General features: G+C 35.5%; 13 protein-coding genes and 1 tRNA gene. 6 read left to right on the top strand and 8 right to left on the bottom strand.

What is annotated here, in order from left to right; all coding sequences use genetic code 11:
* Positions 1-11: 11 nt before the first annotated feature.
* Both BUA46_RS02530 and BUA46_RS02525 read left to right on the top strand, forming a co-directional pair.
* Positions 12-1,022, top strand: coding sequence for a 4-hydroxyproline epimerase (locus BUA46_RS02530; RefSeq protein ID WP_019386136.1), 1,011 nt, complete (start codon positions 12-14; stop codon positions 1,020-1,022).
* Between the two features lie 41 nt (positions 1,023-1,063).
* Positions 1,064-2,311, top strand: coding sequence for an NAD(P)/FAD-dependent oxidoreductase (locus BUA46_RS02525; RefSeq protein WP_019386137.1), 1,248 nt, complete (start codon positions 1,064-1,066; stop codon positions 2,309-2,311).
* A 4-nt stretch (positions 2,312-2,315) separates the two neighbouring features.
* Here the strand turns inward: BUA46_RS02525 and BUA46_RS02520 are convergent, their stop codons facing one another.
* Positions 2,316-2,747: a YybH family protein gene (locus BUA46_RS02520; protein ID WP_019386138.1), complete on the bottom strand. Its 432-nt coding sequence runs from the start codon at positions 2,745-2,747 to the stop codon at positions 2,316-2,318.
* A 289-nt stretch (positions 2,748-3,036) separates the two neighbouring features.
* Here BUA46_RS02520 and BUA46_RS02515 point away from each other — a divergent pair, with 289 nt between their 5' ends.
* Positions 3,037-3,315, top strand: coding sequence for a hypothetical protein (locus BUA46_RS02515; RefSeq protein WP_019386139.1), 279 nt, complete (start codon positions 3,037-3,039; stop codon positions 3,313-3,315).
* Here the strand turns inward: BUA46_RS02515 and BUA46_RS02510 are convergent, their stop codons facing one another.
* The 3 genes from BUA46_RS02510 to BUA46_RS02500 all read right to left on the bottom strand — a co-directional run bounded on the left by BUA46_RS02510 (position 3,316) and on the right by BUA46_RS02500 (position 6,870).
* Positions 3,316-4,416, bottom strand: a complete 1,101-nt coding sequence (locus BUA46_RS02510) for a DUF4407 domain-containing protein (protein ID WP_019386140.1) — start codon at positions 4,414-4,416, stop codon at positions 3,316-3,318.
* An 84-nt stretch (positions 4,417-4,500) separates the two neighbouring features.
* A complete protein-coding gene (locus tag BUA46_RS02505; RefSeq protein WP_019386141.1) occupies positions 4,501-5,361 on the bottom strand; it encodes a DMT family transporter in 861 nt (286 codons plus the stop codon).
* Positions 5,362-5,481: 120 nt separating this feature from the next.
* Positions 5,482-6,870, bottom strand: coding sequence for a dipeptidase (locus tag BUA46_RS02500; protein ID WP_019386142.1), 1,389 nt, complete (start codon positions 6,868-6,870; stop codon positions 5,482-5,484).
* A gap of 101 nt (positions 6,871-6,971) precedes the next feature.
* Here BUA46_RS02500 and BUA46_RS02495 point away from each other — a divergent pair.
* Positions 6,972-7,053, top strand: a tRNA-Leu gene (locus tag BUA46_RS02495).
* Between the two features lie 54 nt (positions 7,054-7,107).
* On the opposite strand, the gene BUA46_RS02490 is transcribed toward BUA46_RS02495, so the two are convergent.
* A complete protein-coding gene (locus tag BUA46_RS02490) occupies positions 7,108-8,205 on the bottom strand; it encodes an endonuclease/exonuclease/phosphatase family protein (protein WP_019386143.1) in 1,098 nt (365 codons plus the stop codon).
* Between the two features lie 261 nt (positions 8,206-8,466).
* Between BUA46_RS02490 and BUA46_RS02485 the strand changes: the two genes are divergently transcribed.
* Both BUA46_RS02485 and fsa read left to right on the top strand, forming a co-directional pair.
* Positions 8,467-10,515 (top strand): transketolase family protein, encoded by a 2,049-nt coding sequence (locus BUA46_RS02485; RefSeq protein WP_019386144.1) that lies wholly within the window; start codon positions 8,467-8,469, stop codon positions 10,513-10,515.
* Positions 10,516-10,530: 15 nt separating this feature from the next.
* A complete protein-coding gene (gene fsa, locus BUA46_RS02480; RefSeq protein WP_019386145.1) occupies positions 10,531-11,187 on the top strand; it encodes a fructose-6-phosphate aldolase in 657 nt (218 codons plus the stop codon).
* Between the two features lie 88 nt (positions 11,188-11,275).
* On the opposite strand, the gene BUA46_RS02475 is transcribed toward fsa, so the two are convergent.
* The 3 genes from BUA46_RS02475 to BUA46_RS02465 form a co-directional block, all read right to left on the bottom strand.
* A complete protein-coding gene (locus BUA46_RS02475; RefSeq protein ID WP_019386146.1) occupies positions 11,276-14,158 on the bottom strand; it encodes an alpha-amylase family glycosyl hydrolase in 2,883 nt (960 codons plus the stop codon).
* A 90-nt stretch (positions 14,159-14,248) separates the two neighbouring features.
* Entirely contained in the window at positions 14,249-15,604 is a 1,356-nt protein-coding gene (locus tag BUA46_RS02470) for a SusF/SusE family carbohydrate-binding protein (protein ID WP_019386147.1), read from the bottom strand.
* 20 nt (positions 15,605-15,624) lie between these two features.
* Positions 15,625-17,172: a RagB/SusD family nutrient uptake outer membrane protein gene (locus tag BUA46_RS02465; RefSeq protein WP_035105927.1), complete on the bottom strand. Its 1,548-nt coding sequence runs from the start codon at positions 17,170-17,172 to the stop codon at positions 15,625-15,627.
* Between the last annotated feature and the right edge of the window lie 7 nt (positions 17,173-17,179).

Genomic DNA, 17,179 nt, shown 5'->3' with positions numbered 1-17,179 from the left:
TTGCTCAAAATATGTCCAGACACGTATTTGAATGTATTGATGCTCATACCTGCGGAAATCCTGTGAGAGTTATAAAACATGGTGGTCCAGAATTAGAAGGACAAACTATGAACGATAAACGTCTTCATTTTTTAAAACATTATGATTGGATAAGAACGGGTTTAATGTTCGAACCTCGAGGTCATGATATGATGAGTGGCAGTATACTTTATCCGCCACATAACCCTGAAAATGATTTTGCCATATTGTTTATCGAAACTTCTGGGTGTTTGCCCATGTGTGGACATGGTACTATTGGAACCATAACCATAGCAATACAAGAAGGCCTTATAAGGCCAAAAGTTGAAGGACAGATTAAAATGGAAGCACCTGCTGGATTAGTAACCATTGAATATAATAAAAAAGGTGATAAAGTAGAATGGGTAAAGTTTACAAACGTAAAAAGCTATTTAGCTGCTGAAAATCTTACAGTTGAATGTCCAGAATTAGGCGAAATAGTATTTGATGTGGCTTACGGTGGTAACTTTTACGCAATAATAGATCCTCAGAAAAATTTCTCAGGTATTCAAGATTTTACGGCAAGTAAGATAGTTCAGTTATCGCATACTCTTCGAAAAAACATTAATAAAAAGTATCCTAAAAGGTTTGTGCATCCTGAAAACCCAACGATAAAAGATGTTACTCATTTACAATGGACTGGTGAAACTCTTGATAATAATTCCTCTGGAAGAAATGCCGTGTTTTATGGTGATAAAGCTATCGATAGAAGCCCTTGCGGAACTGGAACATCGGCAAGATTAGCGCAACTATATGCTAAGGGGAAACTAAAAATTGGTGAAGATTTTATACATGAAAGTTTTATTGGTAGCACTTTTGTTGGTTGTGTAGAGGAAGAAACAACAATTGATGGGAAATTAGCCATTATTCCTAGTATTAAAGGTTGGGCAAAAGTGTATGGCTATAACACCATTGTTATTGATGGTGAAGAAGATAGTTACGCCCATGGTTTTCAAGTTATCTAAAGCGAAATTGTGAAACCTTTTCAGAATTATAAGAGATTTAAATGTCAAAAGAAGTCATAATTATTGGAGGCGGAATTATAGGTTTGTGTTCTGCGTTTTATCTGCATAAAGCAGGGCATCAGGTTACTGTTATAGATCAATCTAACATGGACTCTGGGGCTTCTTATGTTAACGCTGGGTATTTGTCACCGAGCCACCTTATCCCGTTAGCCGCTCCTGGCGTAGTTAAAACTGGAGTTAAGTGGATGTTTAATCCATCAAGTCCACTTTATATAAAACCTCGATTGGATGCTGATTTTTTAAGGTGGACTTGGGCGTTCAACAAATCCTGTTCATCAAAAAATGTAAATAAATCGATTCCCGTTATAAAAGATATAACTGTGTTTAGTCAAGAGCTTTATGATAATATTAAACAGGAAGGTCAATTCACTTTTCATTTGGATAAAAAAGGACTTTTGATGCTTTGCCAAACCGAAGAAATGCTCGCCAAGGAAGTTGAAGTGGCCGAAATTGCAAAACAAAACGGACTAGACGTGAGTCAGCTTAGTTTAAAGGAGTTAAAAGTGCTAGAGCCTCAAGTAGAATTGAATGTTAAAGGAGCTGTACATTTTAAATGCGATTCGCACATGACGCCACATGAGTTTATGAAAGACATGAAATCTTATTTAAAATCAAATGGTGTTACATGTTTAACCAATGAAAAGGTTGAAGATGTAGCGTTTGATAATGGAAAAATAAGGGCTATTAAGACGAGCAAACAGGCTTACAAAGCTGATGAGTTTGTTCTGGCAACAGGGTCTTGGGCGCCAATTTTAAGTAAAAAAGTAGGACTTAAACTTTTAGTTCAAGCAGGGAAAGGTTATCGCATAAATTCTATGAGCGATACCGGAATAACTATTCCTGCTATTTTAACTGAGGCTAAAGTGGCGATAACGCCAATGCGTGGCTTTACACGTTTTGCAGGTACTATGGAAATCGCGGGAATCAACCATAACATTAATAGGGTTAGAGTAGAGGCCATAGCCAATGCGGTTAGCAATTATTATCCAGAAATAAAGTTGACTCCTAAAGAAATGGAAAATGTTGCGGTAGGTTTACGTCCTGTTTCACCAGATGGGTTACCCTATATCGGGAAATCAAAAAAATGTGCTAATTTAACTATCGCAACTGGTCATGCCATGTTGGGATGGAGTATGGGAACAGCAACAGGGAAGTTGGTTTCGGAAATTATTTCGAATGCTAAAACCTCTTTAAATATTGATGCTTTTCATCCAGATCGCCGGTTTTAAGGCATTAAGTAGAGGTATCTGCGATTATTTTCCATTCGCCATTTATCTTTTTTAGGATGATCATAAAAATACCATCGGCATTCCCAACTTCACGTTTAATATGATACTCGCCTAAAACGTAGTATGCACCTTCACTTATTTTAGTCACATCATTTATCCTAAAACTAAGTTTTCCTGTATGATTTTTAGTTGGATATGCTTTTTGATAGCGTTCTAAAGTATTATCCCAGCCATAAGTTACGCCATTGCTACCGTAGAATTTTAAGGAGTCACTTTTCCAATACCCTTCCATAAATTCTTCCAGATTATTGTTAGACCATGCAATACGTTGTTTTTTCAAAACTTTGTTTATCGCTTTGATGTCATCTTCCTCATTACTTTGAGCATAGGTATTACAAAAACATATCAGACATAATAATACAATCAACTTCTTCATAACTATAAATATTTCTCTACTTAATTAAATTCTCATATGGGCTTGATTAAACAAAAGCCATACCAATATTACTTTAATAGTTGTTAAGCGAAAGTAAAAGTAACAAAATCTTGGAACTAAAAAAGGTTGCTCATCGATGAAATGAGCAGAAAGAATTTTTTTATCTATTGTAAATTTCTCTTAGTCGAAAAAATGATGAATTGCGCAAATGATTTTCTAAATTTAAACACTAATCAAAAACTTTCTCTCTCTCAGATCTATTATATTAATCCTTTAAAATCAGTTTATTATGGAATTTCAAATTACTAATTGCAACAATTTTTTCAAAATGAAAGGTGTTCTTAATAAGAACAGTCTCAACCTTTTTCAAAAAGAATTTAAAAATGTTTTTGAGCGTGTAAATAACCTTACTATCAGTATTGAAGACATAGAAAGTATGGATAAATATGGTGTTGATGCTATTGCCAAACTTCATGAAGAGGCATTATCAAAAAACAAAAGATTATCTATCGTTGGGTTTGGTTGTAAAGAATTATACGATCATTTTAAAACGGAAAAGGCAGCTTAATTATAAAATATTTTTCTGTTTTTTATAAAAGGCATCTGCCTGCAACTGCATAAGTTCCCTCGCTTTTTTGCGCTTGTAGGTGTATAATTCATCCTCTTTTTCGATATCGCTGTAAATACGATCGTTAATGGCATAATCTGTCTTTAATAATGCTTCGCACTGGTTTTTATTTTGTAGCACATTTGTTTTTAAAGCAGATTCTTGATCTTCTAGTTTAAAATCGTATGCGCCTTTTGGTGACAGAAGCTTAGCGAATATTGGAGAGGTTTCAATAGCCAAAAAGAGCATAAATATAAAAAACGATGGTAACCAAGGTAGTTTCCCTAGGGCATTCACTCGTGCCATTAAACCATCAAAATTATTAATTATGGGCTGCGTAGTTGCAACTTGGGTATCATAATCGCCTTTAAGAGAGGCTATTTCTGTTTCGATGTTATTTATTTTTTCTTTATTCTCGGTTTTAAGCTGTTGCAATTCGGCTAATAACGCATCGTGCTTTTCTCTTTTTTCTTTGTAAACTGGTCCTTTTCCTAGTAGTTTGGTGCCTGCAGTCCCTTCAGCTTCCGCGATATAAGTGTCGTAAAGCGCATTAACTTCTGCTTCTTTAATTACAATATCATTTTGTAAGCTCGAAATTTGGTTTTGGAGGGATGTAATAGTTGGGGTGTATTGTTCAGCAAGTTGTGTTTTATTTGCTAACGACATGGCGTTTTTCTGTTCTAATAAAACTTGATTGATTTCTTTCTCAAAAATTTTAAGTTCTAATGGTTTTGAAATAACAATAGCTATAATAACAGCTAGTGCAATTCTTGGTGAGGCTTGAATGAGCTCGTCGATAGCATTTCCTGTTTTATTTATGGTTGAAACGATATAACGGTCTAGATTGAAAATAAGTAAACCCCAAATAAGTCCGAAGAAAATGGATGTATATAAGTTATCGAAAACAGTATAAAGCGCATAACTAGCAGCAATAAATGCCATAACGGCGGTAAAGAAAACAGTAGCGCCAATTCCTGCGTATTTGTTTTGCTCACCTATGGAACAATCTTCTAGAATATGTGTGTCTGCACCAGAGCAGATGATGAAGAATTTTTTTAACATGATTTTCGTTTTGTTGATTGATTGACTATTAGAACGTAAAACAGGTGAGTTTGTTACATTTTTAACACCAAAAAAACATTGTGTTTATCTATTTCTAGATCGAACACTCTCAATAATTACGGTTGCAATGATTAAAGATCCTCCAAAAAAGGTGTTTAAGGTTGGAATTTCATTAAGGAAAAAGAAAGCCATAATTATTCCGAAAATAGGTTGTGCACTTCCAATAATACTGGCAGTACTTACTGAGAAATGCTTAAAACTACTAATGAATAATGAATGACCAATTGCGGTGGTAACCAACCCCAGAATAAGAAGGTATGGCACTTGCGATTGAATATTACTAATATCCATTGTAAACATAACAGGAAGTAATAGGATGCTAACAATAAAAACCTGTTGCATCATAAGTACCGTGCCATCGTATTTGTGTACATGACGTTTTAAAATGAGGTTTCTTAAGGAATAGCAAACAGCTGAAAAAATGCCGATTAGAATCCCTTTTAAATAGGTGTTTTCAAAATTTAAATCGGGTGCGAGCATATAAATGCCTAATAAAACCATTAGCCCTAAAATAATATGGATTGGGTTTAATTTAGATTTTGTAAACAAGGGTTCTAGGAATGCCGTAATTACAGGAAACGTAAACATAGCGAGCATGCCAATGGCAACATTGGATAATTTTAAGGCATAAAAATAGGTAACCCAATGGACGCCTAATAATATAGCGCCTAAAATAATAGTTGGAATGTCATTTTTTGATTGAATTTTAAGATTCAACTTTTTAAAACGACAAAAAACATATAGAAAAACTGCGCCTAACGCACTTCTTATCCAAATGATTACTGGGGTTGGTAAATCTATAAATTTCCCTAAAACACCCGAAGTACTAATGAGTAATGTGGCAAAGGCGAGTAATAAAAGTTGATTGCTATGTTGGTTTTTCATTGTATGTTGCTAATACGTGTTAGCGATTGAAACGGCATCCTTTTGCTTTTTTTGCAAAAGATATAGTGTAAAGCGCGACCCTTGTGGTAACCTGCCTTCCGGCAGGCAGGCGCCCAAGTTTTATTTAGAAAGCTCTGTAAAATATTTGTAAAAATAGGGAATTGTCTCAATACCCTTTAAGTAGTTCCATATGCCAAAATGTTCGTTTGGTGAATGAATGGCGTCGCTATCTAGACCAAAGCCCATTAATATAGTTTTACTTTTTAATTCTTGCTCGAAAAGTGCAACAATAGGAATGCTGCCACCACTACGCTGTGGAATTGGGGTTTTTCCAAACGTATTTTGGTAAGCTTTACTAGCCGCTTGATAGCCTATACTGTTTATTGGAGTAACATACCCTTGACCACCGTGATGTGGCGTTACTTTTACTTTTACGCCTTTAGGAGCAATTCTTTCAAAATGATTTTTGAATAATTCGGTAATTTCTATCCAGTCTTGATGAGGTACCAATCGCATGGAGATTTTGGCATAGGCTTTACTCGCAATAACGGTTTTAGCGCCTTCGCCTATGTAGCCACCCCAAATACCGTTGACATCGAGTGTTGGACGAATGGAGTTACGTTCGTTAGTGGTGTAGCCTACTTCACCGTAAACAGCATCAATATCTAAAGCCTTTTTGTAATTCTCGAGGTTGAAAGGTGCTTTAGCCATTTCTGCACGTTCTTCTTTTGATAGGTTTTCAACTTTATCGTAAAATCCAGGAATGGTTATATGATTGTTTTTATCATGAAGCGATGCAATCATTTTGGTTAACACATTAATGGGGTTGGCTACGGCGCCACCGTATAAACCTGAATGCAAGTCGCGATTGGGCCCTGTAACTTCAACTTCAACGTAACTTAAACCTCTTAGTCCGGTAGTAATTGATGGCACATCATTAGCAATCATTCCTGTGTCTGAAATGAGAATGACATCGTTTTTTAATTTTTCTTGATTGTTTTTTACAAAGGTTGCGAGGTTTGCACTTCCTACTTCTTCTTCACCTTCTATCATGAACTTAACGTTGCAAGGCAGTTGATTCGTACTTGTCATAAACTCCATAGCCTTAACGTGCATGTACATTTGGCCTTTATCATCACAAGCACCTCGAGCAAAAATAGCACCGTCTGGATGTTTTTCTGTTTTTTTAATTACGGGTTCAAAGGGTGGAGATGTCCATAAATCTAACGGGTCTGGTGGCTGCACATCATAATGTCCGTAAACCAGAATTGTTGGAAGATTTTTATCGATTGTTTTCTCGCCATAAACAATAGGATAGCCATCGGTTTCACAAATTTCAGCACGATCGCAACCTGCTTTTTCTAAACTTATTTTAATGGCTTGCGCAGTTTTTAAAACATCATTTTTATAGGCAGAATCTGCACTAATAGATGGGATTTTTAGAAGATCGAAAAGCTCATTTAAAAATCGATCTTTATGTTCTGAAATATAGGATTGTAATTGCTTCATAGTTGTTTTAGTAAGGATAAAACCAAAAGTATAAAAAAGAATGTTTTTTGAGACTATAAAGTTTGCAATTTAAAAATGTTGTTTATATTTGCAGTCCTTTAGCGGGCGTGGTGGAATTGGTAGACACGCTAGACTTAGGATCTAGTGCCGCGAGGTGTGGGAGTTCGAGTCTCCCCGCCCGCACTGTAAAGGAAAAGCTTCTTGTTAACAAGAAGCTTTTTTTATTTTATTAGCTGATTATATATCAAATTTTGCCCAAACGGCGCCATGGTCTGAAGCTTGATTGGTCCAATGCGTAACGGTATCAAATTGTTCTTCAATAGGTATGGTACCATTAGAATTTGTTGTTAACTTTTTCAAATTATACATACCTCTACGTTCAACACCTCCACTTATAAAATGGTTTTTTAAAGCGCTAGAAACTAGTATGTAATCAATTTGCTCGAAATCATTATAATGATACGTCCATCTTTTCGACATGTCGTTGCCGTGCTCTAAAAACAAAACATCGTGCATTTTAGTCATGTTTAAAAGTGGTTTTAAAGGATCGCTGTTTGGGGTGTCATTTAAATCGCCCGCAACAACGACGAAATCATTATCCAAATTATAGTTTTGGAGGATTTCTTTAACTCGATTTGCTTGCCGTTTTCTTTTAGTTGCTGATGAGCCATCCATATCATAACCTTTACTTTTAAAATGATTTATAAGGAAGTGAATAGATTTAGTAGCTGAAATTTTAACTTCTACTTCTAAACAATCTCTACTAAAAACCGTTTTGTTACTTTTTTTATCATAGATGTGGGTTTGAATATTACCAAATACATGTTTACTGATTATACCAACATCAATTCCTCTTTGGTCGTTGCCGTCAATTAGCATTTCATGTTTGTATTTTGAATTAAGCAAATGTGTATCGAATCGTTTTAATGCAATTCTGTTATCTGCTTCAATAACACATGCAATGTCGGCATTAACTTTTTTAATTACTTTGGCGGTGTTTTCGCGGGCCATATCAGAAAAACTTGCTTTTTTATACTCAATAAAGCCATCCCAATCACCGCTACCATTCGCTTTTACGCCAATTACTGCCCATCCTCTTTTTTTGAATAATTTACCTCGATCTTCTCGAATAATGATATATTTTTTCAAATCCTTGTACAGATTTAAAATTCTAGTTTTTCTATAGGGGGTGTAGTTAGTATACTTTAAAAGTTTCCTAAGTTTATCTACGTTTTCTAGAATTTCGTCACCTATAGAGTGGTCTTTAAAGTTAAAAACAATAGGACGTTCAAATAGGTTTTCTACATTGAAAGTTGCGATTTTAATGGTACTCATAATTTAAATTTCTTAATGAATGGGTTAGAGTACTATCGAAAAGATTAAGGAGACTTAAAGGTAATAAAAATATAGATGTTAACATCTGTTATTAAATTATTTTCAGATACAGGACACCTAAGCAAAGTAAAGATTATATATTTGCAAAAACTTAGGTTTTTTTGGTGGTTTATTCAATAAAATAAGGTTTATAATTTTCATTAAAGCCTTCATAGTAAGTCTCCTAAAGAATAGAAAATAAACATAAATTATAATTAAAAAATGAACAAAAACATTGATCAAAGGTCTGCTGATAATATAAGAGCATTAGCAGTAGCCATGGTAGAAAAGGCAAATTCGGGTCACCCAGGTGGTCCCATGGGAGGAGCAGATTTCATGCATATTCTTTATTCAGAATTTTTTAATTATGATCCTTCAGATATGACTTGGCCATTTAGAGATCGTTTCTTTATGGATGCAGGGCATTTATCTACTTTAATGTATGCACAATATTACCTTTTAGGAAACTATGCGAAGGAAGATGTTGCAAATTTCAGACAATGGGGGTCTATCACACCTGGGCATCCAGAAGTTGATGTAGCAAGAGGTATTGAAAACACATCTGGTCCTTTAGGACAAGGCCATACTATGGGTGTAGGAGCCGCTATTGCTGCCAAATTTTTAAAGGCAAGATTCGGTGATTGGATGAATCATAAAGTATACGGATTTATATCAGACGGTGGTGTTCAAGAAGAAATATCGCAGGGTGCTGGTAGAATTGCAGGGCATTTAGGATTGAATAACTTTATTATGTTTTTCGATTCAAACGATATACAATTATCAACATCCACAGATGAGGTAACAAGTGAAGATACCGCTAAAAAATATGAAGCTTGGGGATGGAAAGTTGTGACAATTGATGGTCATAACCACGACGAAATTAGAAAAGCATTAACAGACGCTAATAACGAAACAGAAAAACCAACACTTATTATTGGTAAAACCATTATGGGTAAGGGTGCTGTTGCAGCCGATGGTAGTAAGTTTGAAGGTTATTGTGAATTACACGGTCAGCCAATTGGACATACAGGTGCTGATTACGAAAAGACCTTATTGAATTTAGGAGCCTCAGTTGAGAACCCATTTGATATTTACAGTGATGTAAGTGATTTTTACAAGAATTTAATTTCAGAAAAAACAGCACAAGCTGCTAAAAAGAAAGCAGTAATAAATGCTTGGAGAAACGAAAATAAAGCGTTAGCCGATAAATTAGATTTTTTCTTTTCAGGAAAACTTCCTGAATTAGATTTTGAATCTATAGAGCACAAAGCGGGATTAGCAACACGAGTTGCATCTTCAAATGTGTTAGCTTATTTAGCAGAACATGTTGAAAACATGATTGTGTCTTCAGCAGATTTATCCAACAGTGATAAAACCGATGGGTTCTTGAAGAAATCTTCAGCATTGCAAAAAGGAGATTTTTCAGGTTCATTTTTACAAGCAGGTGTTGCAGAGTTAACCATGTCTTGTATTGCCAATGGTATTGCTTTACACGGAGGTATCATCCCGGTAGTAGCGACATTCTTTGTTTTTTCAGATTATATGAAACCTGCCATTCGATTAAGTGGTATTCAAGAATTAGGCGTGAAATATGTTTGGACACACGATGCGTTTAGAGTAGGTGAGGACGGACCAACACATCAGCCTGTTGAACAAGAAGCTCAAATTCGTTTATTAGAAAAATTAAAAAATCATAGTGGTAAAAATAGTTTCTTAGCCTTACGTCCTGCAGATTCGGCAGAAACCAGTGTGGCTTGGAAAATGGCTTTAGAAAACAATGATACACCAACAGGTTTAATTTTATCAAGACAAGGCATTAAAGATATTCCGGCTCAAGGTCAATCAAGGTATCAAGAAGCGCTTGAAGCTACAAAAGGCGGGTATTTAGTGAAAAAGGTTGATAATCCTGATGTTGTATTAATAGCCAACGGATCTGAAGTTTCAACATTAATTGATGCAGCACAAATTCTGGAAGAAAGAGAGAATTTAAAAGTTAGTATTGCGAGTATTATTTCAGAAGGTGTCTTCAGGCAACAGTCAAAAGCATACCAGGAAAGTGTGATTCCAAAAAACAAACCTTTATTTGGTTTAACCGCTGGATTACCAGTAAATTTAGAAGGCTTAGTTGGGGAAAATGGAAAAGTATTTGGTTTAGAACATTTTGGTTATTCAGCTCCCGCTAAAGTATTAGACGATAAATTTGGTTTTACTGGTGAAAAAGTAGCTAAAAATGTACTAGAATATATAAACGAAACCGTTTCAGTTAACTAATAAATAAAACATAAGATGAAATTTTTTATAGATACAGCAAACCTTGATGATATTGCAGAAGCACAAGCTTTAGGTGTTTTAGATGGGGTAACCACAAACCCATCGTTAATGGCTAAGGAAGGCATTACAGGCGAAAGCAATATTATTGCGCATTACAAAAAAATTTGTGAGTTGGTTGAGGGTGATGTGAGTGCAGAAGTTATTTCAACAGATTTTGAAGGTATGGTGAGAGAAGGTGAAGCCCTAGCTGCTTTAAACCCTCAAATTGTAGTTAAATTACCATTGATTGCAGATGGAATAAAAGCTTGCAAATACTTTTCAGATAAAGGGATAAAGACTAATGTAACATTAGTGTTTTCTGCAGGACAAGCTCTTTTAGCAGCAAAAGCGGGTGCAACATATGTATCTCCTTTTATAGGAAGGTTAGATGATATTTCAACCGATGGATTAAACCTAATTGCAGAAATCAGACAAATTTATGATAACTACGGTTTTCAAACTCAAATTTTAGCAGCGTCTGTTCGTCATACCATGCATGTTATTGATTGCGCTAAATTAGGAAGTGATGTAATGACTGGACCGCTATCAGCCATTAAAGGGTTGTTAAAACACCCATTAACTGATATAGGGCTTGCTAAATTTCTGGAAGATTATAAAAAAGGAAACAGCTAGTTAACGCGATTCCTTATAAAGTAAAAGCTTCTCACGTTCCATAAAAGAATTGAGAAGCTTTTTTTTGGAATTAACAATCTAAATTGTTTTAATTCTTTACCAGCTTTACAATACTTTCTTCGTTTTCAGTATTGATGGCTTTTACGATATAAATGCCTTGATTCAGCGTTGTAATATCAAAATTATATCCTGCTTTAAAATCACCATTAAAGGATTTTATGAGTTTTCCAGTGATAGAATATACATTTATTATGTTCAGGTTTTTGTTCACTGAAAAAGAGTTGTTTGCAGGGTTCGGATAAATAACAAAATCACCAGCAAATATTTCATTATTTGAGCTTAATGTAGAAGCCTGATTTCCATACACTCTAAATTCACCTGGATTAAGAGTGATTGCAGTTGTGGTTCCAGCTATAACTGTGCTCCCTGAATTATCCATTAAATCATACCAATCATCAGAATAAGGGAAATTTGGATTTAACACTTGAGTTGTTACTGAAAAATTAGCAAGAACAATTACATTTTTAAGTTCGGTACCTGAAGTGTTTTCATTACCAGTGTAAATACTTATTCTTGGTGTTTGTGTACCTGAGCTCATGTTGTAACTACCTTCAAATACTGGTTCGTTAATTTTTAAAGCATTTAGTCTAGCCCAATCGTTATAAATTTGACTTCTGTTAGCATCACTAAGCCAGTTGTTAACCCATTGTGGTTGTGGTTTAGTATCTAACTTACAATCGCCATCATTATTACCGTCGTAATCAGAATTAACTACGCCATTGTTACATGTCCATATAGAGTTTTCCATTCCTAATTCTGCAAAATGCCACACCATTTTAGGACCTGGAATAGTTAAAGTTACTGCTCCTAAAGCGGACATTCTTGACAAAGCTGTATTTAAATCTTTAACATCATGAGATGGATTGGTACTTATACCGAATTCTGTCATTTCGTACATGATACGATCTTTATCATGACTTTCTGGGTATCCTAATGTTCGTTTTTCTGTAAATCCATGTGCGGTATGTCCCATTCTATCGAAATTGATATCGCTTGACTGCCCTTGAGCTAAGTTTTTATATGGCGTCCACATTTCACTCCACATCATAACACCTTTAGGAATGGCATCTCCTAGTCTGTAATTAGCCCATTGCTGTTCTTCATTATCAGCTCCTAAGTGTTCAAAAATAACGTAATGAGTTTCATCTAAGCTCCATGAATAATCGGCATATTCTTTTAAAACATCTACACGGTCTTGCTTGTAGCTATTTGTACAACCCTCATCTCCGGAAGAACATAATTGTGTAAATCCTTTGGTTAAATCCCAACGGAAACCATCAATTTTAAATTCTTCTATCCAATGTTTTACAACACGCTTCGTGTAAATTTTTGTAAATGAATTTGAATGATCGAAATCAGAACCAACACTATAAGCGTGTTTTGCAGTTTCGTTAAAATAAGGGTTTTCAGAACTTGGATTGCCCCAACCATCACCATCTGGGTCGTTCATCCACATACGCACCATTGGGTTTCTACCAAAAGCATGGTTTAATGCGACATCTAGAATAACAGCGATTCCATTTTGATGACAAACATCTACAAGTTCTTTAAACTTGTCTTCAGTACCATAAAATTTATCTAAAGCCATGTGATACGCTGTATTGTAACCCCAGCTTTCATTGCCTTCAAATTCCATTACAGGCATGAGTTCAATGGCATTGATGTTTAAATTTTTAAAGTAATCTATTTTATCAATAACATCTTGAAAATTCCTGTCTGCATCAAAATCTCTAATTAAAAGCTCATATACTACTAAGTCTTCTTTTTTAGGCTTATTGAAGTTTGTAATTTGCCAGTTATAAGGTGTTTTGTCGGTTTGTAGAACCGTAACTTCACGTTCTTGCCCTGTTGGATAAGCGGGTAAATTAGGATATGTACTAGAAGGAATCCAAGGGTCATCAAAAGGTGACAATACCAAAGTTGAATAAGGATCTGCAGTTTTTACCAATGCTGGCGAATTTGTTGCCGGTGTTTTGTCTACAACCCAATATTGATACGTTTCAATTTGTCCTGGTGTTAAACCAGTTAGGGTAATCCAGAACTTATTGTTTCTAGAAGGATCTCTTTTCATGGCATACGCTGCATCTGGTTCCCAATTATTAAAACTCCCTGCAACATAAACAAAATCTTTACCCGGCGCATATAGTACTAAAGTCGCAGTGGTAGGATCGGTGTCATCAAAATTGATACCATCTAAATAGGTTTGTGGCATGATGCTAAAGTCTGTTCCTGGATCAACTATAACAGAAAACGATTTTGATTTAGTGGTACCGCCAACTGTTGCTTCAAGGGTGTAATTTTTATTAATTGTAATATTAGAGTCTGTATATGAATATGAAGAAATACCTGTTTGCGTATTAATAGTATTGCCGTTTGCTTTTAAAACATAATCTGCGTTGCCACCAGTGTTTGTTGCTGTAATATTTAAATTACTGCCTGAAGATAGAATGGTAGTCGTGTTAGTAGGTGCAGTTAACGATAGTTGAAATGCACCAACATCAACAAGAATGTCTTGAGATTTTTTATCGCCAGAACCGTCTTTAGCTTTTATTAAAAACCCGATTCTACCAATTCCTGTTCTTGAGAAAAATGTCGTAGGCACAAAAGAAATAGTGTACGTATCTGAAACACCATTGTAAGTTAATTTATTTGTTTCGTTTGAATTATCCCAAGTTCCATTTGTAGGACAGTCTTGCTGGTTGCCTAAATTAGTATCATAAGACCATGCCCATAAATAGAGTTCATTGCCTGTGATGCCCCATGTAACTTCGTTAACACTGCTGCCTTGTATAGTAATCGTTATATTATCCGATTCTTCAAACGGAGATGGGCTAACAGAATATGTTACAGTTTGTTGTTGTGAGAAACACCAGTTTATTGAAAGTAATAGAATGAGTAATAATTTCTTCATAGAATTGTATTTTATAAAAAAGAGAGATTGCAATTGGTAATAATGCAACCTCTCTTTAAAATTTGTAATATTAGCTTTTAAAAAGTATAATTACCTTGAGCCTAAATAATACGCAGGACCTGCAGGATCATTAAAATCAATAGAAATTACATAATTTCCAGCAGTTACAGCAATATTATTGTCTGCATCTTGGTCTAAAATGTTATCGCCGTTAGCATCACCATAATCTCCACTCCAAGTATTATTTGGACGGAATTTTAGTTCGCCATCTACAAGAGTCACATTTTCAGCATACCAAACACCTGGTTGAATTTCGGTTAAAGCTGCATCAGGACCAGCCCCACCCCAATCATTATATCCAGAACCTACGGCTCCCCAAACAGTACCTTCAACTATGCTATAAGAGTTATCATTTAAGTTTACAGTAACTACATAGTGACCTTCGGTTGTAGCGATGTTATTGTCTGCATCAGCATCTAATACACCATCACCATTGGCATCACCTAAATCGCCTCCCCAAGAATTATTCATTCTAAATTTAATTTCACCAGTTAATAGTTTAACATTGGCTTTAAAAGTATCTGTAGTGTGATCATAATATAGTTTAGCATCAGGACCTGCGCCTCCCCAATCGTTATAACCAGAACCTACAATACCCCAAGAGAAAGGCTCGATAGTATAAGAATTATCATTCGTATTGATAGTGATTTTGTAATCGCCAGCAGTTACGGCTATATTATTGTCTGGATCAGCATCTAAAACACCATCACCGTTAGCATCACCTAAATCGCCTCCCCATTGATTATTTTCTCTGAATTTAATTTCTCCATCAACTAAATTTACGTAAGATACAATTACGCCAGGAACAGCAGTTGTATAGAATTTGCCATCTGCAAATGCACCCCAGCTATTGTAACCAGAACCTACTACACCCCATGAAGCAATTTCAAATGCGCCTCCACCTTCTACGATTTCTGGAAGTACTACGGTAAGTTCTTGAACTGGAGAATAGGTTGGAAGCCCTTCGGTTCCAATAAATCCTTTTACTCTAAAGTAAAGTGTTCCTGTGTTCGGTAAATCAGTATTTGGGTCGTTATCTAAACCAGCTGCTGTGGCAAATTCGAGCATTTTACCAATGGTAACTGCAAGTTCATTCCCATCGGTAGTGCCTACTGTTGTTACATCAGTAAAATCACCTATGATTGAATTTTCTAATTCGTAAGTTACATTTGTTGGAACTCCAAAATTAGCATCCTTCCAAGTGAAGCGTTCACCTAAATTATTAGAAGCAGCAACAGTAAGTACATATTCATCTAAAAATGAATTAGAGAATACAATACCATCGGTTGGTTCTTGTGCAGTGAATACTAAATCATCATCCTGATCACAGGCATTGAAGCCTATGATAGCTAGTAATAAGAGTGATAAAATTTTTATATTTTTCATAATCGTTTAAATTTAGTTTTTTAAAATCCTGGGTTTTGTGTTAGATTAGGGTTTGCTTGTAATGCCGAAGACGGAATAGGATATAAATTATAAGTATCTGGTATTGAAGTACCATCTTTTACACCACCTTTCCAAGGCCATAAATAAGACCCTCCGGTAAACTTTCCAAATCGAATTAAATCTGTACGTCTGTGACCTTCAAGATTTAACTCTCTTGCGCGCTCGTCAAGAATAAATTGTTCTGTTAAATCTGTTTGCGTTATACTGCTCGCATTCGATCTTGTTCTTACTGCATTAACGTATTGCACAGCAGTTCCCATATCAGCACCTGCAGCTCCACGAACAGCGCATTCTGCATACATTAAATAGGCATCGGCTAGTCTGAATAATGGAAAATCTGTACTAGAAAAAGCAGATGGAGAAGAAGCACCACTAAAACTAGTGTTTCTGAATTTTACAACAGGATACCCATCGGTCCATTCTTTGTAATCTTCCATTTCATAATTATGTCCGTCTGTCCAGAATAAACTTGCTCGCACATCGGTTGAGGTTCCTAAATCGCCAAATAAACTATACCAGGCTTTTGAAGATCTGTGACCTCCCCAACCTTCAGTTGCACCGAATTGCGCTAATGGCGTAGTATCAGAATTTAAACTTCCATTTACAATATAAGTTGTGTTTCCGAAACTTTGACTCACTTGAGCATCTGCAATTAAAGGGAATATAATTTCTGGCGATGAATCATTATCGGCGGAAAAAATACTCACAAAATCTGTAGCTAAACTATAAGGGCCTTCCGTAATAACTTTATTAGCAAATGTTGCTGCCTTGTCATATTCCGGCGTACCTGTATATACTTCTGCGTTAAGATACAATTTAGCAAGTAGCATTTGCGCAGCACCTTTAGTTGCTCTACCATAAGTGTTTGTTTCTGGTAGAAGTGCTTCAATTTCCAATAATTCAGATTCTACATATTCGAATAATTCTTGTCTTGAAGCTTCTGGTAACGATTCTGATTGTCCAAAATTTTCTTCCGTTGCAATTACACCTTTTCCGAATACGTCAATTAAATAATAGTTTGCAAGTGCTCTAATAAATCTCACTTCTGAAATTACCGCGTCTTTGTTTTCAACATCAACATTTGGTAAAATAGAAAGCAAGTTATTACATTGCGGAATGGTAAAGAATATTCTATTGTATAAATATCTGAAGAATTTATTTTCGGCAGTCCAATCACTAGTTGTTGTTAATTGGTCCAAACCATTATCTCCCCAACGATTTTTCATAGCATCTGCTGCAAAATCTTGAAGGTTAACAATTCCTCTTAAAAATGGCGATTCTCCTGCATCGTCACTAATATCTGAACTTCCAGGACCGTTTGCGCCAGAAAGCGCGAAAGAACCATAAAGTCTAGACACAATGCCTTCAACAGCTTGTGGGTCTTGAGCTAAAAGCTCATCTAAAGATAATTCTATTAGAGGTTCGGTATTTAAGTCGTCTGTACAGCTCACCGTGAAAGTGCAAACAACCACTAAACCAAATAGAAATTTTAAAATGTTATTTTTCATAATTTTC

The organism is Algibacter luteus (assembly GCF_900141715.1).
GTDB classification, from domain to species: Bacteria; Bacteroidota; Bacteroidia; order Flavobacteriales; family Flavobacteriaceae; genus Arenitalea; species Arenitalea lutea.
This window is presented reverse-complemented; position numbering and strand designations above follow the sequence as displayed.